General features: G+C 56.8%; 21 protein-coding genes, 1 other RNA gene and 1 pseudogene. 11 read left to right on the top strand and 12 right to left on the bottom strand.

Going from position 1 to position 21,530, the window contains the following annotated elements; translation table 11 throughout:
* Positions 1–98: 98 nt before the first annotated feature.
* Positions 99–398: a YciI family protein gene (locus V6N04_RS05065; RefSeq protein WP_371169041.1), complete on the bottom strand. Its 300-nt coding sequence runs from the start codon at positions 396–398 to the stop codon at positions 99–101.
* 205 nt (positions 399–603) lie between these two features.
* Here V6N04_RS05065 and V6N04_RS05060 point away from each other — a divergent pair, with 205 nt between their 5' ends.
* Both V6N04_RS05060 and V6N04_RS05055 read left to right on the top strand, forming a co-directional pair.
* Complete coding sequence (locus V6N04_RS05060; protein WP_371169040.1) at positions 604–3,144, top strand: penicillin-binding protein 1A; 2,541 nt, start codon at positions 604–606, stop codon at positions 3,142–3,144.
* Positions 3,145–3,717: 573 nt separating this feature from the next.
* Positions 3,718–6,525: an Rne/Rng family ribonuclease gene (locus tag V6N04_RS05055; protein ID WP_371169039.1), complete on the top strand. Its 2,808-nt coding sequence runs from the start codon at positions 3,718–3,720 to the stop codon at positions 6,523–6,525.
* Positions 6,526–6,590: 65 nt separating this feature from the next.
* Here V6N04_RS05055 and V6N04_RS05050 read toward each other — a convergent pair whose 3' ends face one another.
* Positions 6,591–6,818 (bottom strand): sulfurtransferase TusA family protein, encoded by a 228-nt coding sequence (locus tag V6N04_RS05050; protein WP_371169038.1) that lies wholly within the window; start codon positions 6,816–6,818, stop codon positions 6,591–6,593.
* 116 nt (positions 6,819–6,934) lie between these two features.
* Here V6N04_RS05050 and V6N04_RS05045 point away from each other — a divergent pair, with 116 nt between their 5' ends.
* From V6N04_RS05045 to V6N04_RS05030, 4 genes are all read left to right on the top strand, one after another.
* Positions 6,935–7,687, top strand: a complete 753-nt coding sequence (locus V6N04_RS05045; protein WP_371169171.1) for a cytochrome c biogenesis CcdA family protein — start codon at positions 6,935–6,937, stop codon at positions 7,685–7,687.
* Between the two features lie 90 nt (positions 7,688–7,777).
* Positions 7,778–9,055: a hypothetical protein gene (locus V6N04_RS05040; protein ID WP_371169037.1), complete on the top strand. Its 1,278-nt coding sequence runs from the start codon at positions 7,778–7,780 to the stop codon at positions 9,053–9,055.
* Positions 9,052–10,425: a cytochrome P450 gene (locus V6N04_RS05035; protein WP_371169036.1), complete on the top strand. Its 1,374-nt coding sequence runs from the start codon at positions 9,052–9,054 to the stop codon at positions 10,423–10,425. The genes V6N04_RS05040 and V6N04_RS05035 overlap by 4 nt, the downstream gene beginning before the upstream one ends.
* A 112-nt stretch (positions 10,426–10,537) precedes the next feature.
* The gene (locus V6N04_RS05030; RefSeq protein WP_371169035.1) at positions 10,538–10,804 is read left to right on the top strand and encodes a hypothetical protein; all 267 of its coding nucleotides are present in this window, start codon (positions 10,538–10,540) and stop codon (positions 10,802–10,804) included.
* Here V6N04_RS05030 and V6N04_RS05025 read toward each other — a convergent pair.
* The 9 genes and pseudogenes from V6N04_RS05025 to ssrA form a co-directional block, all read right to left on the bottom strand.
* Positions 10,801–11,028 (bottom strand): ribbon-helix-helix domain-containing protein, encoded by a 228-nt coding sequence (locus tag V6N04_RS05025; RefSeq protein ID WP_371169170.1) that lies wholly within the window; start codon positions 11,026–11,028, stop codon positions 10,801–10,803. The genes V6N04_RS05030 and V6N04_RS05025 overlap by 4 nt on opposite strands.
* A gap of 2 nt (positions 11,029–11,030) precedes the next feature.
* Complete coding sequence (locus V6N04_RS05020; protein ID WP_371169034.1) at positions 11,031–11,228, bottom strand: DUF4169 family protein; 198 nt, start codon at positions 11,226–11,228, stop codon at positions 11,031–11,033.
* Complete coding sequence (gene fumC / locus V6N04_RS05015) at positions 11,228–12,622, bottom strand: class II fumarate hydratase (protein ID WP_371169033.1); 1,395 nt, start codon at positions 12,620–12,622, stop codon at positions 11,228–11,230. The genes V6N04_RS05020 and fumC overlap by 1 nt, the downstream gene beginning before the upstream one ends.
* A gap of 89 nt (positions 12,623–12,711) precedes the next feature.
* Entirely contained in the window at positions 12,712–13,299 is a 588-nt protein-coding gene (locus V6N04_RS05010) for a hypothetical protein (protein ID WP_371169032.1), read from the bottom strand.
* 60 nt (positions 13,300–13,359) lie between these two features.
* Positions 13,360–13,863 (bottom strand): SspB family protein, encoded by a 504-nt coding sequence (locus V6N04_RS05005; RefSeq protein ID WP_371169031.1) that lies wholly within the window; start codon positions 13,861–13,863, stop codon positions 13,360–13,362.
* A 68-nt stretch (positions 13,864–13,931) separates the two neighbouring features.
* Positions 13,932–14,588, bottom strand: a complete 657-nt coding sequence (locus V6N04_RS05000; RefSeq protein WP_371169169.1) for a chromate transporter — start codon at positions 14,586–14,588, stop codon at positions 13,932–13,934.
* Between the two features lie 180 nt (positions 14,589–14,768).
* Positions 14,769–15,166, bottom strand: a pseudogene (locus V6N04_RS04995) (chromate transporter); the annotation flags it as partial.
* Between the two features lie 98 nt (positions 15,167–15,264).
* The gene (locus tag V6N04_RS04990; RefSeq protein WP_371169030.1) at positions 15,265–15,690 is read right to left on the bottom strand and encodes an ester cyclase; all 426 of its coding nucleotides are present in this window, start codon (positions 15,688–15,690) and stop codon (positions 15,265–15,267) included.
* A 111-nt stretch (positions 15,691–15,801) separates the two neighbouring features.
* Positions 15,802–16,154, bottom strand: a transfer-messenger RNA (tmRNA) gene (ssrA, locus tag V6N04_RS04985).
* A 59-nt stretch (positions 16,155–16,213) separates the two neighbouring features.
* On the opposite strand from ssrA, the gene V6N04_RS04980 reads away from it, so the two are divergent.
* Positions 16,214–17,035, top strand: coding sequence for a hypothetical protein (locus tag V6N04_RS04980; protein ID WP_371169029.1), 822 nt, complete (start codon positions 16,214–16,216; stop codon positions 17,033–17,035).
* Here the strand turns inward: V6N04_RS04980 and V6N04_RS04975 are convergent.
* On the bottom strand, positions 17,026–17,757 hold the full coding sequence (locus V6N04_RS04975; RefSeq protein ID WP_371169028.1) for a FadR/GntR family transcriptional regulator: 732 nt from the start codon (positions 17,755–17,757) through the stop codon (positions 17,026–17,028). The genes V6N04_RS04980 and V6N04_RS04975 overlap by 10 nt on opposite strands.
* A gap of 127 nt (positions 17,758–17,884) precedes the next feature.
* Between V6N04_RS04975 and V6N04_RS04970 the strand changes: the two genes are divergently transcribed.
* Genes V6N04_RS04970 through acuI form a run of 4 tightly spaced genes read left to right on the top strand, consistent with a single transcriptional unit; the run spans position 17,885 to position 21,410 of the window.
* A complete protein-coding gene (locus tag V6N04_RS04970; RefSeq protein WP_371169027.1) occupies positions 17,885–18,637 on the top strand; it encodes a DUF2182 domain-containing protein in 753 nt (250 codons plus the stop codon).
* Between the two features lies 1 nt (position 18,638).
* The gene (locus tag V6N04_RS04965; RefSeq protein WP_371169026.1) at positions 18,639–19,274 is read left to right on the top strand and encodes a DUF1326 domain-containing protein; all 636 of its coding nucleotides are present in this window, start codon (positions 18,639–18,641) and stop codon (positions 19,272–19,274) included.
* A 32-nt stretch (positions 19,275–19,306) separates the two neighbouring features.
* Entirely contained in the window at positions 19,307–20,407 is a 1,101-nt protein-coding gene (locus V6N04_RS04960; protein WP_371169025.1) for a dimethylsulfoniopropionate demethylase, read from the top strand.
* 10 nt (positions 20,408–20,417) lie between these two features.
* Positions 20,418–21,410 carry an acryloyl-CoA reductase gene (gene acuI, locus V6N04_RS04955; protein ID WP_371169168.1) on the top strand — a complete coding sequence of 331 codons (993 nt, stop codon included), beginning with the start codon at positions 20,418–20,420 and terminating at the stop codon, positions 21,408–21,410.
* Positions 21,411–21,530: the final 120 nt, after the last annotated feature.

The following is a 21,530-nucleotide window of genomic DNA, read 5'->3' as shown; positions in this document are numbered from 1 at the left end:
GGACCTCCGGTTGTTGTCTGGATCAAGACATAAGACGGGGTCACGCCAGTTGCAATCGGACAAGAGATATGGCGACGAGGTGAGAAGGCCGGAAGCGGTCAAAGGGTCGTCACGCGATCCTCTAGTATTTTGCCCCACGTGTAGATTTCATACGTGCGATAGGCGGGCATATAAAAAGGATCGTCCTTGATCAATCTCTCGACCTGTGCACGAGTTTCGGTCTCGATCACCCAAAGCGCACCGCAAAACGCCCCGTCGGGCCCCGGCTTCAATCCGCCGCCAATCAAAATCTCAGGATGTGCTGTTACATAGGCGACATGAGCGTCGCGGCGAGCCTGATCGGAGCGGATGTTCAACATTTCCGGCTGATCTTCAAATATCGCGACCCAACGTGTCATCGTATGCTCCTTGCGTTTGAATATTAATCTAGAGCGCCTATTTGTTGGGGATAGGGCCACTTGATCCATAAATTAGCGCCACCAAGGGCGTGCCAGACCACCCGCCACGATCTGGCGCGAATTGGCCGATTTTCCCCGCCATGGGGTTTTGACCCGGACCGGCGCGCCGTTTATAGGGTAGGTGTTATATTTTGAGGACACGCGCGTGATCAGATTCATCTTGGGCATCTTTGGTGCTGTATTCACCGGAATTACGTTGGCCATCTTGATGGCTGCACTGGTGATCGGCGGCGTTTTCTGGATGTATTCCAGAGACTTGCCCAGTCACGAGCAGTTGGCCAACTACACGCCAGCCACGATCAGCCGGGTTTATTCTGGCGAAGGTCAATTGATGGATGAATTCGCCCGCGAGCGTCGCCTTTACGCGCCCGCGGATGAGATTCCCGATCTGGTGAAACACGCGTTCATCTCAGCCGAGGACAAGAACTTTTACAATCACGCAGGGTTTGACCCGCGCGGTATCGCGGCCGCAGCCGTCGAGGCTGCGCGTGGCGGCAAGTTGCGTGGGGCGTCGACCATCCCGCAGCAGGTGGTGAAAAACTTTCTGCTCAGCTCTGAGCGGTCTGCTGAACGTAAGATCAAAGAGTTGATCCTGTCGGTACGACTGGAAAGCAGCCTGTCTAAGGACGAGATTCTGGCGCTTTATCTTAACGAAATTTTCTTGGGCCAGAACTCTTATGGAGTTGCCGCCGCCGCGCAGACTTATTTCAACAAAACGCTGGATGAGCTAACTCCGCACGAGGCTGCGACCTTGGCTGCGATGCCGCAAGCCCCCAGTAAGTACCACCCTGTGCGGGCGAAAGAGCGCGTGGTTGAACGGCGCAATTATGTGCTGCGCGAGATGTTTCAAAACGGGTATATTGATCAGGCGACCTACGAGACCGAGGTCGAACAGCCGCTTTTGACCGTTCAGAATGGTGATTTCCCGGCCTTCCGAGAGGCCCTTCCACCGCGCGATTATTTCTCCGACGAAATCCGTCGTCAGCTGAGCCGCGATTTTGGGGAAGAAGAGTTCTTCACGGGCGGTTTGACGGTGCGCGCCACGGTTGACCCTCATTTGCAAGAGGTTGCTGCGAAAAGCTTGCGCGCAGGACTTGAGAATTATGATCGCAGCCAAGGGGTCTGGCGGCCCACTGGTGTGACGTTGCCCGCCGACGTTTTAGGGTCCGAAGACGCTTGGCGTGCGGCCCTGGCCGACACCAAATTCCCACGCGATATCGAGGGCTGGTATCCCGCCGTTGTGCTTGAGATCAAGGACGGCAATGCGCGTATCGGCATTGAAGGTGTCGATGACGCGGACGGCGGCAACTGGGTTCCGGCCAAGGATGTGCAATGGGCCCGCCGCCGAAACGAAGATGGCAGTCTGGGCAAGCGCGCCAAAGGGGCGGGCGATCTTTTGAAGGTCGGCGAGGTTGTCAATGTACGCCGCATGACCAAGGACGCGGATGGCAGCTTCATTCGCTGGACCTTGCGACAGGTGCCAGAGGTGCAGGGTGCATTCATGGCAATGGACGTGAACACCGGGCGTGTGATCGCCATGCAGGGCGGGTTCTCGTATCAGGACAGCGTGTTTAACCGCGCCACGCAGGCCACGCGCCAGCCGGGATCGAGCTTTAAGCCATTTGTCTATGCAGCGGCATTGGATAGTGGGTTTTCGCCCGCGACCATCGTGATTGACGCCCCGATCGAAGTCGAAAGTGGCGGAAAAATCTGGCGCCCCAAAAACTACTCGAACCGGTTTTATGGCCCAACGCCTCTGCGCACCGGGATCGAGCAATCTCGTAACCTGATGACCGTGCGCTTGGCGCAAGAAATTGGGATGGACACAGTTGCCGGTTATGCCGAGAAATTTGGCGTCTACGATCGGATGAACCAGTTCCTTGCCAACTCGCTTGGGTCCGAGGAGACGACGCTGTTTCGCATGGTGGCGGCATACGCAATGTTTGCCAATGGGGGCGAGCGTGTTGAGCCAACGTTGGTTGACCGTGTGCAGGACCGTTGGGGCAAGACCATCTATCGCCATGATGAGCGGCAATGCGCAGATTGTAGCGATCCTACGCTTGCGGATGGATCATCACCCGACATCGTGTCCGATCGCGAGCGTGTGATGGATGCCATCACCGCCTATCAGCTGACTTCGATGATGCGGGGCGTGGTGGATCGCGGCACGGCAGCACGTACCGTGAACCTGCCGGTGCCCACTGCGGGTAAAACCGGGACGACCAATGACGAACGCGACGCATGGTTCGTTGGGTTCACCTCGAACATCGTGGCCGGCTGCTATGTTGGGTATGACCGCCCGCGCTCGATGCCCGGTGCATCTGGTGGCGGCATGTGTGGCCCCGTTTTCCAAAGCTTCATGGAAGAAGCGGTGAAGGAATACGGCGGTGGTAAGTTTAAGGTGCCGGATGGTGGGCACTTTATTAAAATCGACCGTTTCACTGGGTCGCGCCTGCCGCCAGACGCCTCTGGCGACCATGTGGTGGCAGAATACTTCCGTGATGGCGAAGAGCCATTGTTCGGCGTGATGTTTGATGGCGGATTTGCCATGGGCGCGAACCTTCCGATGTTTGACCGCGGCGATGCCGACCAAGGTTCGGCGCGGGTCGAGACGTCGGATGGGAAAACGGTTGTGGTTCCGGGCAAGGCTGACTTTGGCTCTCTGTCCTCCGGCGGGTTGTATTGATCACACTAAACGCGCCAGCGCTCCAGGACTGACCTGGGACGAGGGGACGTTAACCAATCACATGCGCAAATTCGCATTTTGACCATTGTCATTTCCTTGCTGAACCTCGTATGGTCAACGGAAGGTGGATCGCGCGCTCGCGCCCGACCTCCGACAAGAGTTTCGCTGTTTCGTCGACCGTATGCAGGCACAAGGCCGCTAAACGGGACAAAACAGACCGAGAATGCCCCGGAACGCGCCCAATTGGGTTGGCTGCCGAGGCAAGAAATTGAAGACCGAAGGCATATGAACCCAAAAGGTCATGGCTTTGGGTCCGAAAATCCGCCCTTTTTCTGGCAACAGATGGGGCAATTGAATGGGCCGCGCACAGGTCATCCGGACTCACCGGGGCTTGCAAGTGCGACCGGAGAAGAAACGCGATGATGCGTGTGAGGATCGAGCAAATACAGACGGTGGGGCGCAAGCCCCTTGCCGCGTTGCCGCTTCCCCTGCATCGCCTCGCCCTGACAAGTCACCCCAACGATCCTGCGCTTCCTCCGGGAAGGGCGCCTCAATCGGGTGCAGAAAGACACTATGGCAAAGAAGATGCTTATCGATGCCACACACGCCGAAGAAACGCGCGTTGTTGTGGTCGACGGAAACAAAGTCGAAGAATTTGATTTTGAATCTGAAAACAAACGCCAGCTGGCTGGCAACATATATCTGGCAAAAGTAACGCGGGTTGAACCCTCGCTTCAGGCTGCCTTTGTTGACTATGGCGGCAATCGCCACGGCTTTTTGGCGTTCTCGGAAATCCACCCTGATTACTATCAGATTCCGGTTGCGGATCGCGAGGCGCTTTTGGAAGAAGAGCGTGCCTTTGCAGAAGCTGCGGCAGCCGAGGACGAGAAACCTCGTTCGCGACGTCGACGTTCGCGTGGACGCTCGCGTTCCAAGGCGGAAGAGACGAAATCAGATGATGCGGTCGCCACCAAAGAGGTCGAGACCACCGGTTCGTCAATGGATGTCATTGACCTTGATGACGCAGACACCGATCCGTTAGAGGGTCAGTCGCCCATGGAATTGGTCGATGACACACCGGTTGAAGAGCCGGCGGATGAAGTCAAAGCCGACGAAGATGTGGCCGAGACTGCCATTTCGGATGACGCTGACAAAGACGCAGCTGCAAAAGCGGATGCTGACGATAGCGACGACGACAATGATGATGACGACGACGACGATGAAGACGGTCCTCTGGCTGCGTCCGAAAAGGACGACCAGATCGAAAACGTCGCCGATGACGATGTGGTTGAAGAAATCCGTCCACGTCGCAAACCACGCGCCAAGCGCTACAAAATTCAGGAAGTGATCAAGGTTCGTCAGATCCTTCTGGTGCAGGTCGTGAAAGAGGAACGTGGCAACAAGGGTGCAGCCCTGACCACGTATCTGTCGCTCGCTGGTCGTTACTGCGTGCTTATGCCCAACACCGCGCGCGGTGGCGGGATCAGCCGTAAGATCACCAACGCCGCGGACCGCAAGAAACTCAAGGAAATCGCAGCCGAGATCGATGTGCCGCAAGGTGCAGGTCTGATCGTGCGTACGGCAGGCGCCAAACGCACCAAGACCGAGATCAAGCGTGACTATGAGTATCTCCAGCGTCTGTGGGAGCAAATCCGCTCGCTGACGTTGGAATCGACTGCCCCCGCGCAGATTTATGAAGAGGGCAACCTGATCAAACGCTCGATCCGCGACCTTTATTCGCGCGAGATCGACGAGGTGTTCGTCGAAGGCGAGGCAGGGTATCGCACCGCCAAAGATTTCATGAAGATGATCATGCCGTCCCACGCGAAGAACGTGAAACTGTATCAAGACCAGATGCCGCTTTTTGCGCGCTACCAGGTGGAAAGCTATCTGTCGGGCATGTTCAGCCCCACGGTGCAGTTGCGTTCTGGTGGTTACATCGTGATCGGTGTGACCGAGGCGCTTGTGGCCATCGACGTGAACTCTGGCCGGGCCACCAAAGAAGGGTCGATTGAAGACACAGCGCTGAAGACCAACCTTGAGGCCGCTGAAGAAGTCGCGCGCCAATTGCGTCTGCGTGACCTTGCGGGTCTGATCGTGATCGACTTCATCGACATGGAAGAGCGCCGCAATAACAACGCGGTCGAAAAGCGTCTGAAAGACAAGCTGAAAACCGACCGCGCGCGCATTCAGGTGGGCCGAATCTCGGGCTTTGGCCTGGCGGAAATGTCCCGTCAGCGTCTGCGCCCCGGCATGATCGAGGCGACAACCCAGCCTTGCAACCACTGCCACGGCACCGGTCTGATCCGTTCGGACGACAACCTTGCCTTATCAATCCTGCGCCAGTTGGAAGAGGAAGGCGTGCGTCGCCGCTCTCGTGAGGTTCTGGTGAAGGCGCCTGTGGGCATCGTCAACTTCTTGATGAACAACAAACGCGAGCACATCGCACAGATAGAAGCACGTTACGGTATGGCAGTGCGGATCGAAGCCGATCCGTTCCTGATCTCGCCTGACTACTCGATCGAGAAGTTCAAGACAGCGACCCGCAACGTGCCGGCAGCAACTGCTCCGGTCGTATCGGTGGATGCGTCTTTGATGGAAGATCTGGACGAGGTTGAAGAGGCCGAAGTGGTGTCGGAAGAGACCACCGAGGAAGAGGCCAAGCCCAAGAAACGCCGCCGTCGCCGTCGCCGTCGTCGCTCGAACAATGGTGACGAGGGACGTCAGGACAATCAGAACGGTGAAGAGGAAGCCGAGACGCAAGACGCTGGCGAAGCCACCGAGGTTAAGGACGCTGAGGCGGAGAAGCCTGCTGACGATACAGACGAGAAGCCAAAGCGTAAACGAGCCCCTCGCAAGCGGACCAAGAAAACGGACCCTGAGGTTGCGGATGCTGCGCCTGTCGAAGCTGAGGCTACTGTTGAAGCTGACGCGTCAACTGAACAGGCAGAGGAAAAACCGAAGCCCAAACGCGCGCCACGTAAGCGTGCGACCAAAGCAAAGGCTGAGGACGCTGTGACTGACGCAACGGCTGAGGCAGAAGCGGAAGAGAAGCCAGCCAAGAAGCCTGCTCGTAAGTCGCGTGCTAAGAAGGTGAAGGAAGAGGTCCCCTCCACGGACGAAGCCGCGCCAGAAGCTGCCGCGACCGAGGAAGAAAAGCCCAAGAAAGCGCCGCGCAAACGCGCAACGACCAGCCGTAAGAAAAAGACGGATGAGGTCGCTGTTGATAGCGCTCCGACCGAGCCTGCCGCCGAGAAAGCGCCAGAGCCTGCGATGGCCAGTGCTGAACCGGCTCCGGCAGCCGCTGCGCCAGAGCCTGAGGCAAAGTCGGACGAGCCGCCAAAGCCGAAACGCAAAGGCTGGTGGTCATTGGGCCGCTAAGATCAAACACAGAAAGGCCGGGTTGTCCCCGGCCTTTTTCTTTGCGACTTTGCCAGTTGTTTAGGTCAGCCCTTACGAATGAAGTAATGCGTCACGGTGTCGAATTCTTCATGGCTCACAAGCGTGTGTCCTTGCTCAGCACAGAAATGCGGAACGTCGATCACGGCTGCCGGGTCCGTAGCCTGCAATCGCAATACCTGACCCTTTTCAAGCGATTTCAAGCGCTTACGGGCCTTTAGAACGGGCAGGGGGCATAACAGCCCCATCGCATCAAGGTTATCATCGTAATCCATGGCTTTGAGTACGCATTGAGGAAAGCCCTGTCCATACCATCACCTGCACCGATTTGTCGCGCAGTTGTGACAAACCGATGGGTGACGCCGTCCATCAAGCGGGTTATGTGAGGGTTATGTTTGGATTTGAACTTATCGACGCGAGCCTTCTGCCCGCCCTGATCATCGCCTTTGTCGCGGGGATACTGAGCTTTCTCAGTCCCTGCGTGCTGCCCATTGTGCCGCCCTATCTGGCTTACATGTCGGGTGTCAGCATGAACGAGATGAGCGAAGGTAAGGGGGCGACAAACAAAGCAACACTTGCCGCGTTGTTTTTTGTGATGGGCTTGTCCACCGTCTTCCTCTTCCTTGGATTTGCGGCTTCTGCTTTCGGGGCGTTTTTCCTGCAAAATCAAACACTTTTTGCCAGTATTGCGGGCGTCGTGGTGATGATTTTCGGGGCACATTTCTTGGGTGTCATCTCAATTCCTTTTCTCAATCAGGAAGCGCGGATTGATGCGGGTGATCAAGGCGGTAGCGCTTTTGGGGCTTACCTTTTGGGACTGGCCTTTGCGTTTGGCTGGACACCGTGCATCGGTCCTCAACTGGGGGCGATCCTGTCGCTGGCCGCGTCCGAGGGTTCGGTCGCGCGTGGCACCACTTTGCTGGCCATATATGCCGCTGGGTTGGGGATACCGTTCCTGTTGGTCGCAGCCTTCTTCCCCCGTATGAAGGGTCTAATGGCGTTTATGAAACGCCACATGGAACGCATCGAACGTATTATGGGTCTGCTTCTTTGGACCATTGGCCTTTTGATGCTGACCGGTGGCTTTTCGCGCTTCTCTTACTGGCTGCTTGAAATGTTCCCAGCCATGGCCGCGCTTGGGTGATCTGAACCCGAACAGATAAGGGCTTAATTTCGCCGGATTATCCGTCTAGTCTTTCGTGGACGAAATTAGCCCGAGCCTCCTGAAAAGCCAATGGAACCGCGCAACACCTCTTCTCAGCCCCCTTCGCAAGAGGTGCGCCGTCGGCGCGTGTTTTACATTCCCGGATACGATCCAATTCACCCCCGCCGGTATCGAGAGCTTTATCGCAAGGAAGGTGCCAAACAGGCGGCGATATCGGGGTATGAAATTGGACTGATCGGGCGGCAGGGGCCGGGCACATACGGTTGGCAGGTGACGAGCCACATGGATGGACACAGCACCGAGGCAGAGTTCGACGTGCTGGTGTGGTCGGACATCGTGCGCGACAGTATGGATTTGAACATCGCCGAAACCTACCTTTTGATGGCGCGCACGGCATGGACCTATATCGGATCAGGGGCGCTTGGCCGTTTGATGCAGCTGAGGAAAGGGCCTGTGATTGCCGCGCTGTATCCTGTCGGTATGCTGATATTGCAGCTGGTTCTAGCGCTGCTTCTTGGGCATATCCTGGGTCACGTCGCGGCGCATTTTGCAGCGCGCATGCCCGCGTTTGACGACGATGCTGCAGCCCTGTTTGCCAAGCTGGCGTACTGGGCGGCGTTTCTTGTCACGGTCAGTACGCTCATGCGCTGGTTTCGCAAGATCGACAACAAGCTTTACATCTACTACCTGATGCACGATTACGCTTATTCTGCGCGTTCCAAGGGCGCAAATCCGCCCGAGTTGGAGGTACGCCTTGCGCTGTTTGCCGATCAGATCGCCGAGGCATTGCGATCCGATGTGGATGAGGTGCTGGTCGTCGGCCATAGTTCCGGCGCACATTTGGGTGTGTCCATCATCACGGACCTGATCCGGGCGAAGCGCGTGCCAGAAGGTGGTCCGTCTCTGGGGTTCTTGTCGCTGGGGCAGGTGGTGCCGATGGTCAGTTTTTTACCCAATGCAGACCGGTTGCGCCGGGACCTGCATGATCTCAGCCAGCAGAAGGAAGTCCCGTGGATTGATGTCACGGCCCCCGGCGATGGCTGCGCTTTTGCCTTATGCGATCCGGTCTCGGTCACAGGCGTTGCGCCCGACAAAGGCAAGCTTTGGCCTTTGGTCTTCTCGGCGGCCTTTACCAAAACGCTAAGCCCAGAGCGCTGGAAAGAGCTGCGCTGGCGGTTCTTTCGCCTGCATTTCCAGTATCTTTGCGCGTTTGATCGCCCCGGAGACTATGACTATTTCCGCATCACCGCAGGGCCGATAACATTGGGCAGGCGCTACAACGGTCGCAGCCCGTCGAAAAGCCGGATTGAAACGCCGGTGTCGAAATACATCCGGATGGCGCCGTGACTGAACGCACACCCCCAAAACCCCCTGCCCGAGAGGGGCGGGTGTCGTTGTGGCGTTACGCCCGGCTCTTTCGTCGCGACATCCTGTCGGCCCAACCCGCACGCCTTTATCGTGCGTGGATGGCAGAGTTCAGAACCCCTTTTTTTCGCAGCTATCTGTGCAACGATCCGAAACTCGTCGAATTGGTGCTGAACCAAAGGCCGGATGATTTCCCTAAGTCGAACCGTATTCGCGAGGGGTTGGCCCCGCTTTTGGGCAACTCGGTCTTTGTGACCAATGGGGCACAGTGGAAGCGCCAACGTCGCATTATCGATCCGGCCTTCGAAGGCGGACGCCTGAAAGACGCGTTTCCCGCGATGTGGGATGCGGCCATCGGTGCTGTGGATCGGATGAACGTGCATGCCAACGGGTCTTCCACGGAAATCGAGGTGCAGGCCAGTCATGTAGCGGCAGACGTTATCTTCCGAACGCTCTTCTCGATCCCGATTGAGCATGAACTTGCAAGCCGAGTCTTCGCCAAGTTTCGCGAACATCAACGGTCGCAACCCGTCTTAAATCTTGGGGCGTTGTTGCCGTTGCCACGTTGGATGCCGCGTCTCCACAGACGAAAAACAAAAGAGACGGCGAAAGAAATTCGGGCGCTCATACGATCGTTGACCGAAAACCGAATGGCCGAGATCCGGGCAGGGACAGCCCCTGACGATCTGGCGACAAAGATTATGACGACCCCGGACCCGGAAACGGGGCAGCTGTTTGATACCGACGAGATGGTCGATCAGGTGGCGATATTCTTTCTGGCGGGGCACGAAACAAGTGCATCGGCCTTGGCTTGGGCCCTTTATCTGTTGGCGTTGTATCCCGAATGGCAAGACCGGGTCGCGAAAGAGGCGGTGGCCGAGATTGATCCGGACAAGGTTTATTTCTCTGTCATGTCCAAATTGCGGGCCTCTCGTGATGTGTTTCGCGAAACATTGCGCCTGTATCCACCTGTCCCGATGATGGTGCGTGAAAACACGTGCCCTGAACATTTCCGCGACCGCGACATCGCTCCGGGCAGCCAAATCGTCCTTAGCCCATGGCATTTGCATCGGCATGAGCGACTGTGGGACCAACCGGATGACTTTGATCCCGATCGGTTTCAAACGGACAACGGGAAACGCTGCTTGCGTCAGGCCTACATGCCGTTTTCAACTGGACAGCGGGTCTGCCCCGGCGCCGGATTTGCGATGATCGAGGGGCCGTTGATCCTGTCCATGCTGGTACGCAACTTTCGGTTTGAGCTGGTAAAGGGCCGGCCAGCGGAACCCGTCGCGCACCTGACTGTGCGCGGTAAGGATGGAATTTGGCTATCCGTGAACCCGCGTCGCTGAAAGCTTTGCACTGATTGCGGTGACAAACGCCTGTTTATTCCCCCTGAGCGTGAACTTGTACCCGGCAGATGCCACCATATCTAAATGGCATGCAAATCCTGGGGAGGATGCCATGATACGGTTTATTGAAAGTGCCCGGTGGACAGATTTGGGTCGCCGCCAACGGTTCTCAAAGGTTTACACACTGGCCGTTCCGGCGTGGCGTCGCCCTGTTGTCGAGGTTGAAGCCACGATCACCGATGAAGGGATCTCTCGTGATGAGATTGAGGCCTTGTTTTCAGATGTTTTGGCACGTCACAACGGGGCATGCCGATTGTCGTCGCAGGACAGGCGCCAGTTGCGTCAAGATACGCGGCTGCGCGCTGCGCTGACGGTCTAATCCAAACGCGCCGACTGGGATCTATAGTGGTCCAGCACAAAGACACGAATGGCTGATGCAAGTCCGCGGTCCACGCCGCGGGCTTTGTCTATTTCAGCGGCAAGAGCATTCAAAGGCTGGCCGCGCGCTTTTGCGATCTGGCGAAAGGCCTGCCAGAACTCGGGTTCCAATGACACGGATGTTCTATGCCCATGCAGGGTGACAGAGTGTTTTTCGGGCCGCATCGTCACGACGGATCGTCCGGTCTATCAGTTGTCATTTCATGCCTGTCGTGATCACGGGCCAACTTCTCGGCCCGCGAATTTTCGAGTTTTCGCTCAGCCAACGTGCGCCCAAATTTCACCGTATTTTCATCAGCTTGGGCGCGCTTTTTCAAGCGGGCCTGCGCCTTTCGGTGTTTGGAGAGGCTGACCAGATCGCCCATCAGGCTTTGGGGCCAATCATGTCTTCGGGACGTACGACCTTGTCAAATGTCGCTTCGTCCACAAAGCCAAGTGCGACGGCTTCTTCTTTCAGGGTGGTGCCGTTCTTGTGTGCCGTCTTGGCCACTTTGGTCGCGTTGTCATATCCGATTGTGGGGGCAAGTGCTGTGACCAGCATTAGGCTTTCCTTCATCAGCTTCTCGATGCGCGGCTCGTTTGCTTGGATGCCATTCAACATCCGTTCAGTGAAGCTGTCGGCCGCATCACCAAGAAGCTGGATGGATTGCAGAAGGTTGTAGCTCATCATCGGGTTATAAACGTTAAGCTCGAAATGCCCCTGAGATCCGGCAAAGGTCATCGCCGCATTGTTGCCCATCACGTGAGCTGCAACTTGGGTCAGCGCTTCGGCTTGGGTCGGATTGACTTTTCCCGGCATGATCGAGCTGCCCGGCTCGTTTTCTGGCAGGATCAGTTCGCCCAGACCCGACCGAGGGCCCGAACCCAAGAAGCGGATATCATTGGCAATTTTGTAGCAAGAGCCAGCCACCGTGGCCAAGGCACCCGACATGAATACCATCGCATCATGGGCGGCCAATGCCTCGAACTTATTGGGGGCCGTCACAAAGGGCAGGCCGGTGATGCGCGCCATGTTGGCGGCGACTTCCTCGCCCCAGCCGGGGCGCGTGTTCAGGCCAGTGCCAACCGCCGTGCCGCCTTGTGCCAATTCATAGATGCCGGGCAGGGCGGCGTTCACACGCGCGATACCCTGACGGATCATGTGAGCATAGCCCGAGAACTCCTGGCCCAATGTGAGCGGTGTGGCGTCCTGTGTGTGGGTGCGCCCGATCTTGATGATGTCTTTGAATTCTTCGGCCTTGGCATCAAGGCCGGCCAGAAGTTTTTCCAGCCCGGGCAACAATACGTCACGCACCGACATCGCGGTGGCGATATGCATCGCGGTCGGGAATGTATCGTTCGAGGATTGCCCCATATTGCAGTGATCATTCGGGTGAACGGGGTCTTTTGATCCGATCACACCGCCCATGATCTCTATCGCGCGGTTCGCGATCACCTCGTTGGCGTTCATGTTGGACTGCGTGCCCGAGCCGGTTTGCCAGACCACCAGCGGGAAGTTGTCGTCAAACTTACCCTCAACCACTTCCGAAGCGGCCTGAACAATTGCCTCTCCGCGTTTTTCATCCAGAACGCCCGCCTTTGCGTTGGCTTCGGCACAGGCCTGCTTGATCACACCCAACGCGCGCACAATGGCGACGGGCTGTTTTTCCCAACCGATCGGGAAGTTCATCAGCGAGCGCTGAGTTTGCGCGCCCCAATACTTGTCGGCTGGAACCTCAAGGGGACCAAAGCTGTCGGATTCGGTGCGGGTCTGGGTCATGTTTCAGCGCCTTTGTCAAAAATACCGCGTTCTTCATAGCGAACTGGGCGCAAAGTTCAATGCTGTATACCGTGGGATACCGCTAACGATCAGGCGATTTGTTCAATGCGAGCATTCTGACATATTGGCGTCTTCTCCACCAAGGGCGATAACCGTGTCCGCATTGCGTGGAAATCATCCCCCACGAAGAACAGTGCCGTGTGCGTCCGCATGACATGGTCGCCCTGAAACCGTCCTGCGCCGTCAAGCGCAGCAAGCACATCGTCCAGAAAGGCGTCAGTGTCGAACGCTTCGTAAACCTCTGCAGGCAGGCTGACTCCATCAAGGTAGAGGCCAAGAACTTCGCTGTTGCCAAACTCGTGCAGGACTGTTCCGTCATCAAGGTGCAACCACGATCCTTTCGGAGCCTGACGACTGTTGAGCACCTTAATTGCCAGATCCAGCGCGGTTTCGGTCAGTTCGTTCAGCATGAGTTCTAGGTCGATATGGATGATTTCACCTTCAGGACTCATGAGACTGCCACCGCCTGACACCTCACCCAACCCAGCCTTCTTCAGCGCGTCGTTCAGCGGATCGCCGAACACATGCTCGCGATCGTTAGGAGTAAGGCGGCAGTTGAGGTGGGCGGTGATAAATGTCGGGTGAGGCTTGGGCTTGCGGAAGAGGCGAGAAAGCAATGGTTTACCTTTCAAAGACGACAAGATTTCTCTTGTCGACATCGTGCAGCTGAACGCGTGTCATTTGCGAAAACTATCGAGACTGACAACTTCTGCATCTTGCTGCTCTTGTTCTTTTGCGTCTTCGAACTCACGTTCCGGATCTTCGACCGGAGCAGCCTCCTCTGCGATTTCTTCTTCGCCGGCCACATGCAAGTCTGGGTGATGCTCTTCTTGCAGTTCAAAACGCAGCCCGAACTCGACCGACGGGTCGACGAAGGTATTGATGGCATCAAAGGGGACATAAAGCGTTTCAGGTGCATCGCCGAAATTCAGTGTGACCGCGAAGCCTTGCTCTGACACGTTCAAATCCTCGAACCAGTGCTGCAGGACAATTGTCATATCCTCAGGGAACCGGTCTTGCATCCAATCCGCAATGTCGACATCTTCGTGTTTGGTGTCGAAATTAATGAAAAAATGATGCTCACCGGGTAGGCCGGTTTCTGACACGTCGGTCAATACCGTACGGATCAGGTCACGCATGGCGTCATGCATCAGGTTGCCATAGTCAATCGTGTCGGACATCAGCGATCTTTCTTATCTGCGTGGATCCAGAATAAGGGATTCGGTGGTGAAGGGAAGGCGCAAGATCGTCACGGCAGCAACAAAGAACCAAGCGCTGCGGTTACGGCCATGATGATTAGTGTTACTGGCAGTTGCAGGCGGAGTTTCAACAGCAATAGGGCTGCGATCAATGTCAGTGTAACCGCGGAAATATTGAGGCTGCTCAGCTCTGGAAGGGTCGGGGATATCAGCGTCGCCGGACGATAGGTTTCGTCAAAGATAACGTGGATTGCGAACCACAGAGAAAGGTTCGCGATCACCCCCACCACCGCGGCTGTGATCGCGCCGAGCGCAGTGTTCAACCGAGGACGGGTCGTCAGCCATTCAACATGTGGGGCAGCTATGAAAATCCAAAGAAAGCAGGGGACAAAGGTGGCCCAAAGTGTCATCGCGGCGGCGAGGATCGCAAGCCCGATCCCGCCAATACCGAACCCCGCCATGAAACCAACAAATTCTGTTACCAGGATAAGTGGCCCCGGGGTGGCTTCGGCCAACCCCAACCCATCCACCATTTGCGCGGCCGAGAGCCATCCGTGAGTGCTGACCGCCTCTTGCGCCATATAGGCCAAAACGGCGTAGGCCCCGCCGAAACTTACCACTGCTAGCGTCGAAAAAAAGAGGCCGATCTGGGTCAGAACCACTGCTCCACAAAGGTAAGCGATCGCAATTGGAGCCCACCATAACATCAACCAGAAACCACCTCTTGCGACTGTCTTTGCGACGGTTTGCGTTGGTGGCGGTTGGTTGACTGATTTGCTGTGTTTTTCGGGAACTGTTAGGTTGCCCAGCCGTGATGACGCCAAAAAGCCGAAACCTGCCGCAACCAAGATCACGATCGGGAAGGGCGCGTCAAACACGTAAAGTGCAACAAATGATGCCCCGGCGATCAGCCAATGATCCAAACGTTTGAGTGTTTTAACTGCCAGACGCCATAGCGCTTGCACGACGACGATGACGACCGTCGCTTTGATGCCTAAAATAACGCCTCGGTAACTGGGAGTGTATTCCAGTTGGCATATGCTAAGGCGAGAGCAAGCATGACAATCGCGCCTAGTATGACAAATAGAAGGCCCGCGATAAGTCCACCAAGGACACCGCGTAGCCGCCAGCCTGCGTAGGTACAAAGTTGCATGGCCTCTGGCCCCGGCAGCAACATGCAAAATGATAAAGCATTCAGGAACTGTTGTTCGCTGAGCCATGCCCGATCTTCGATCAGTTCTTTGTGCATCACGGCGATTTGTGCCGCAGGTCCACCGAAAGACATAAGGCCTATGCGTGCAAAAGCGCGAGTCAGATCTGTCAAGCATGGCGTCATGACCGGATAGGGCCCTGTTCAACCCGCTTGGCAAGTCGTATCTTAAGCTACGCGGCGATCCCTTCGCCCGACAAGCAAAGCGCAAGGCTGTCCGGCGGCAAGTAGCCAAGCTTTTCGAAGAATGTCAGGAAGTCGATTTGGTTATATGCCTCGACAATGCGGTCGTCTTTGAAGCGCGCCATGATCTGTCCCGTCGCATCCACAGGAGCGCGATTGGCAAGAGTGACCGTATCGGCCGTGTAAGTCACCCAAACCCAGTCGCCCATTTCTACGGCGCGATCAAATCGGATTTCGATGACTTCGACTTGGGCCAAGACAGCTTCGGCCAACACACGGAAATCTTCAGGTCCAACGCCGAAATCCATCATCCCCTTAGCTTCAATATCTGGGGTGAAGAGCGTGTCAATTGCATCCAGATCCTGTTGGATCCAGACCTTGTCGTACCATTCTTGTAGAAGCTTCAATGAGGACACGAGATGCTCCCTTCCATAATGCTGTCATCAGTTTTGCAACAGTGACATTAGCGCGCGAACCTTAAGGATAAGTAAGCGGCACACAGGATTCTAAGTTCTGTTGGGGAAGGAAGTGCAGGCTTCTGTTGCCAGGTGCCTGCGAACCCCGCCAAACGCTGCTAGGCGTAAGGACTTAGTTTCGGCGACCCGAACTGCTTACGCAGCCAGAGCCATTGCCGGAGCTTTGTTGTCATTTGCAACTAGCTTAAGTGAACCGATAACGGTGGTATCTCACCGAAACAAAGCTAACCCCTTTAGACGTCCGTCGATCCTATTTCGTCCCCAGAATCCCAAATGAAAGGATGTTTGGTGGAGACGCCGGGTACCGCCCCCGGGTCCGATCCGCTTATTACGAGCGCGTTTATGTCCATAGTCCCCGAAAGGACAGATCATATGTAAGGGCTTGAAGAGCGGATGAAAAGGGGTTGTGTACGGATTGTCTGGGTAGCATCTTGGTGCGCAATGTTATGAATACGAGGCTGTCATGCCATTTTCGAATTCCGTGGTGGTTGCTGCCCTGTGCCAATTGAAGAAGAATTGGCGTCAGGCAGTGATACTGGCCGCTTTACCATTTTTGGTCACGCTTCTGGATGACGTATTGTTCTGGAGTTACACGTGGGCGTGGGGAGAAGAACAATCTTCGCTTGGTGAACCTTTTATCATGGGCATCATCGGAGTTGTGGCGATCTTGTTCGTTTTGACACTGATGGCGATTGGATGGCATCGGCTTGTGATCCAACAAGAAACTCCGAGCCTGTCAGGTCTTACAAGGCCGTTTGGACGGGTGTTTACCTATCTATTCGACTGGCTTATCTTGGGGTTTCTTATTTCTATTGCCAGTTTCGTGGTTTTGATGCCGTTCCTGCTCTGGAGCGTCGAGAGTGCGATGCCTTACGACACCACAATTCTGTTGGGCGAAACGCTCGCTATGATTGTCGTGCCCTATGTCATTGCCGGAACTCTGGTGCTTCGATTGGGGCTTGGGTTGGTTGCAACGGCAACTGGCAGGCCGAAGATCACCTTTGTCAATTCGTGGCGGATGACCCGCGCGCATTCCAGGGATACGCTCATTGCGGGGCTCTGGCTGGGTGTTCTGGGCCTTCTGGTGTTCCTCCCCACCGAAATCATGCAGTCCAACCGTGGCGCCGCGATCGCCTATGACGCAAACATGACTGTTTTTGACGGGTTTTCGAGCGTTCTTTATGCCGCTGGCACTGTCGTTCTGGCTTTAATGGAGATCGCGATGCTGACCGAGCTGTATGGGCGGGTGTTTAATGATCAACAAGGCACACCCGATCAGCTCTGATCTGGGCGTTGAGTGGCGCGTGAACGCCCTAGCTCGACCGTATATTCCGCAAGCTCGGATAATGTAGCTTCCGCGCCGGCACCATCCGCCCCCTCAATCGCATCCGCCAACCGTGTATGCAGCCCGACGATCCGTTCACGATCCCTCTGTGTGTAGGTGATCATGTTCATCAGCGGCTGCATGGCCTCAACTGCGCCGGCCAATTGGTACGACAGCACCGGATTACCGGCTCCATCTACCAGAGCACGATGAAAGGCCACGTCTGATGCGCAGAAGGCCTCGTCCGTGAGGCCCGGCTGACCCTGCCGGTGGATCTCGGCGCGCATTGTGGCCAGTTGATCGGCGGTGCGACGTTGGGCGGACAGGGGCGCGCAGGAGCGTTCCAGCGCATAGCGGGCCTCACAAGCGGTTTCAAAATCGACCTCGTTCATCGACAAAAGCAGAGTGGACGTGGTGATTTGCTGGCCGTAAGCCTCTTCAAAGCTCATCCGATTTACGAACGCACCGCCGGTGGCGCCACGTTGGGTGCGGATCAGGTTTTGCGCCGCCAGACGTTTTAACGCTTCGCGCACGGTAGACCGGCCCACGCTGAACTTGTCGCAAAGCTCGGCCTCGGATGGCAGGCGTTGGTCGACGATCAGGCTGCCTGCGATGATCGCATCGCGAATGGCTTCGGCGATCTGCACGGAGAGGTCTTTGTTTTCGTCCAGATCGGTTTTCACGTCGCGTCACTTTCCAAATTCGTCGCAATTGTCTGACAATTCAATTGCTCGATCGTCAATTGTCAGACATTATCATTCCGACTCGCAAATTGGAGGCAACATGACCCTCTCGTCAAGGATTCGCACAATGAGCGCGCCGCATTGGCTGGCGCTCTTTGGCTTGATCCTTGTGGGGTGGGTGCTGCTTTATGCGATGGCGCTGCCTTCAGATGCGCTGGAGCTGTCGCGCATCTACGGGGCCGATTTCTGGCGCTCGCTCTGTGTGGTTGAACCGGACAAGGCGGGTTTCTTGGGGCTGTTTGCCATGTGGGCGGTGATGTCTGCAGCGATGATGGCCCCGACAGCGCTGCCAACCTTCGCCACCTATGACGACATGATCGCATCAGGTGCAGGGACGCGGCGCGGGTTTGGAGAGCTTGTGGCGGGCTATCTGGTGATCTGGCTGGGGTTTGCAACCGTTGCCGCGGCCGGGCAGCTTGTGCTGTTTCGTGCGGGGCTGTTATCGCCGTTGGGCCAAAGCGTCTCGCCTTGGCTCACAGGCGGCCTGCTGATCGGGGCGGGGGCATATCAGTTCACGTCGCTTAAAGACGCCTGCCTGAGCAAATGCCGCCAGCCCATGACGTTCTTCATGCAATACTGGCGCGAGACACGGTGGAACGCCGTATCGCTGGGTCTGCGCTTGGGCGCGATCTGCCTTGGCTGTTGTTGGGCGCTAATGCTTCTGGGCTTTGTCGGCGGGGTGATGAACCTCGCCTTCATGGGGCTCGCCACACTCATCATGATTTTCGAAAAACTGCCGGATCTCGGCCGCTATCTGACCCGCCCCTTGGGCTGGGCACTGATCGCGGGCGGGGTGCTGGCACTTGTCCAGGGAGGATAACATGGACGGAACGCAAGTCGGTCAAGTCGAATGGACCATCAAAGGGGAGCTGATCCTGAACTGTAATTGCACGGTCTTTTGTCCTTGCGTGGTCAGCTTGGGGAAACACCCGCCCACAGAAGGGCATTGCCAGACATGGGGCGGGGTACGCATCGACAGCGGGCAATACGGAGATGTTAATCTGTCGGGGTTGAACCTAGGCCTGATGATTGAAATTCCGGGCAATATGGGCCGTGGCAACTGGAAGGTGGCTCTGTTTGTGGATGACCGCGCCAGCGATGACGCCTACGAGGCGCTGGTTACCATCTTCTCGGGTGCTGCCAAGGGCACCACAGGTCTGTTCCAAATGCTGGTCGGTGAGTTCTTGGGCGCTGAGCGTCAGCCCGTCACATACGAGACCGAGGGCAAGACACGTCACATCACGGTGGGGCGTAAGATCGAAGGCGTTGTGCATCCGGTAGGGGGGGCAGATAGCGACGAGGATGTCGTCATCACCAATACGCAATACTGGATGGGGCCGGACATCACCGTGGCGACAGCGACCAAGGGCAAGCTGCGCTCGCACGGGCGGGTTTGGGATTTCGACGGTCGGTCCGCTGAGATTTGCCAGATCGATTGGAAAGGCCCCGGTCGCTAAGGCGGCTGGGTTTTATTGGGAGCACGACCCTGATGGCTCTGATTTCACCATCCCGCCGTTTGCGGCGTACCCCATTCTCTGAAGGCGTCGAGGCCGCCGGGGTGAAGGGATACACGGTGTATAACCACATGCTGCTGCCGACCGTTTTTCGGTCGGTGGAAGAAGACTATCGCCACCTAAAAGAGGCTGTACAGGTCTGGGACGTGGCCTGTGAAAGGCAAGTCGAGGTGCGCGGCCCCGATGCCGCCCGCCTGATCCAAATGCTTACCCCACGAGACCTAAGCGGGATGCAGGACGGGCAGTGCTTCTATGTCCCCATGGTGGATGAAACCGGGGGCATGTTGAACGATCCAGTGGCGGTGAAGCTGGACGATGATCGTTTTTGGATATCAATCGCTGACAGTGATCTTCTTTTTTGGGTGAAGGGGCTGGCCTATGGGTTCCGGCTTGACGTGCTGGTCGATGAACCTGACGTCTCGCCGTTGGCCATTCAGGGGCCGCGCTCGGACGATCTGGCTGCCGCAGTCTTCGGCGACGCGGTGCGCGACATACGCTTCTTTCGCTACAAGCAGTTGGAGTTTCAGGGACGTAAACTGGTCGTGGCGCGCTCAGGCTATTCAAAGCAGGGCGGGTTTGAGATTTACGTGGAAGGCTCCGAAATCGGTATGCCGCTGTGGAATGCCCTTATGGAGGCCGGGAAAGGCATGGATGTGCATGCCGGTTGCCCAAATGGGATCGAGCGGATCGAAGGTGGGCTTCTGAGCTATGGCAACGATATGACCCGCGAAAATACGCCTCACGAATCCGGGCTGGGGCGCTTTTGTTCAACCGAAAGCGCGCTGGGCTGCGTAGGGCGTGACGCATTGCTGCGAGTGGCCAAGGAAGGCCCCGTTCAGCAGATACGCGCCATTGAGATTTCGGGGACAGTGCCGCCCTGTGATCGCGTTTGGCCGCTTATGGATGGGGAGCGGCAGGTGGGGCAGGTGACTTCGGCCGCCAACTCCCCCGATTTTAACACCGGTGTCGCCATCGGCATGGTGCGCATGACCCATTGGGACACGGGCACCGAGCTTGATGTGATGACACCTGACGGGCCGCGTGCTGTGACCGTCTATGACACTTTCTGGATATGAGGACATGACGATGTTTAAAGCGCTGGTAATGGAACAAAACGACGAGGGATTGGCCTCTGCCTCGATCAAAGAGATCAGTGAAGACGCGTTGCCCGACGGCAATGTGACTGTCGCCGTCGAATACTCGACCGTGAACTACAAGGACGGGCTGTGTTTGTCGGCCAAGGGTGGGGGGCTTGTGCGCAACTACCCTCACGTGCCGGGCATCGACTATGCGGGTACGGTGGAAGCCTCGGACGATGACCGCTACAAGCCCGGCGACAAGGTGGTGTTGACCGGATGGCGCGTGGGCGAAGCGACTTGGGGTGGATATGCTCAGAAAGCGCGGGTTTCAGCGGACAAGCTGGTGCCACTGCCGAATGGCCTGACAACCCGTCAAGCGATGGCTGTTGGCACTGCGGGCTTCACCGCGATGCTGGCCGTCATGGCCTTGGAGGATCACGGATTGAAACCAGACCAAGGCCCTGTGCTGGTCACTGGCGCTGCGGGCGGTGTAGGCTCGGTCGCCACAGCGATCCTTGCAAACCTTGGCTATGAGGTTGCCGCTGTCACAGGGCGCCTGGATCAGGCGGATTACCTGAAGGGGCTGGGCGCGAACACGATCGTTGCAAGGGAAGAACTGAACGAGACCGTCAAACGTCCGCTCGAGGCCGAAACATGGGCAGGCTGCGTTGACGCTGTGGGTGGCGACATGCTGGCGCGCGTGTTGGGTCAGATGAAATATGGGGCGTCTGTGTCGGCGGTGGGATTGGCGGGTGGCGCTGGGCTGGCTGCGACTGTCATTCCGTTTCTTCTACGCGGCGTGAACCTATTGGGGATCGACAGTGTGATGAAGCCTTATGAGGGTCGATTGCGTGCGTGGGAACGTGTCGCGACGGATCTGCCAATGGATAAGCTAGAGGCGATGGTGCGGCCTGCTGGGTTGGACGATCTTCCGGGGCTCGGCGCCGACATTTTGAAGGGGCAGGTTAAAGGCCGTGTTGTTGTTGATGTGAATGTCTAAAGATTAGGGGCTCTGCCCCAGATGCAAATCGAGGATTTGCATCACCCCCGGAATATTTTGGACAAGAAAAAGAGCGCGCGCTTTGGGTTGTCCGAAGCGCGTTTCGCGTTTAGACAATCG

The sequence above is a fragment of the Aliiroseovarius conchicola genome (genome assembly GCF_041403445.1).
In the GTDB taxonomy this organism is placed as follows: domain Bacteria; phylum Pseudomonadota; class Alphaproteobacteria; order Rhodobacterales; family Rhodobacteraceae; genus Aliiroseovarius; species Aliiroseovarius conchicola.
This window is presented reverse-complemented; position numbering and strand designations above follow the sequence as displayed.

Bases quoted from the DNA above. Each gene is read 5' to 3' on its own strand.
- V6N04_RS05045 (WP_371169171.1), top strand. From the start codon at position 6,935: ATGTTTGGATTTGAACTTATCGACGCGAGCCTTCTGCCCGCCCTGATC.
- V6N04_RS04970 (WP_371169027.1), top strand. From the start codon at position 17,885: ATGAGCGCGCCGCATTGGCTGGCGCTCTTTGGCTTGATCCTTGTGGGG.
- V6N04_RS05055 (WP_371169039.1), top strand. From the start codon at position 3,718: ATGGCAAAGAAGATGCTTATCGATGCCACACACGCCGAAGAAACGCGC.
- V6N04_RS05040 (WP_371169037.1), top strand. From the start codon at position 7,778: ATGGAACCGCGCAACACCTCTTCTCAGCCCCCTTCGCAAGAGGTGCGC.
- V6N04_RS04965 (WP_371169026.1), top strand. From the start codon at position 18,639: ATGGACGGAACGCAAGTCGGTCAAGTCGAATGGACCATCAAAGGGGAG.
- V6N04_RS05000 (WP_371169169.1), bottom strand. From the start codon at position 14,588: ATGTTATGGTGGGCTCCAATTGCGATCGCTTACCTTTGTGGAGCAGTG.
- V6N04_RS05025 (WP_371169170.1), bottom strand. From the start codon at position 11,028: ATGCGGCCCGAAAAACACTCTGTCACCCTGCATGGGCATAGAACATCC.
- V6N04_RS05030 (WP_371169035.1), top strand. From the start codon at position 10,538: ATGATACGGTTTATTGAAAGTGCCCGGTGGACAGATTTGGGTCGCCGC.
- V6N04_RS04960 (WP_371169025.1), top strand. From the start codon at position 19,307: ATGGCTCTGATTTCACCATCCCGCCGTTTGCGGCGTACCCCATTCTCT.
- V6N04_RS05050 (WP_371169038.1), bottom strand. From the start codon at position 6,818: ATGGATTACGATGATAACCTTGATGCGATGGGGCTGTTATGCCCCCTG.
- fumC (WP_371169033.1), bottom strand. From the start codon at position 12,622: ATGACCCAGACCCGCACCGAATCCGACAGCTTTGGTCCCCTTGAGGTT.
- V6N04_RS04980 (WP_371169029.1), top strand. From the start codon at position 16,214: ATGCCATTTTCGAATTCCGTGGTGGTTGCTGCCCTGTGCCAATTGAAG.
- acuI (WP_371169168.1), top strand. From the start codon at position 20,418: ATGTTTAAAGCGCTGGTAATGGAACAAAACGACGAGGGATTGGCCTCT.
- V6N04_RS05005 (WP_371169031.1), bottom strand. From the start codon at position 13,863: ATGTCCGACACGATTGACTATGGCAACCTGATGCATGACGCCATGCGT.
- V6N04_RS05065 (WP_371169041.1), bottom strand. From the start codon at position 398: ATGACACGTTGGGTCGCGATATTTGAAGATCAGCCGGAAATGTTGAAC.
- V6N04_RS05020 (WP_371169034.1), bottom strand. From the start codon at position 11,228: ATGGGCGATCTGGTCAGCCTCTCCAAACACCGAAAGGCGCAGGCCCGC.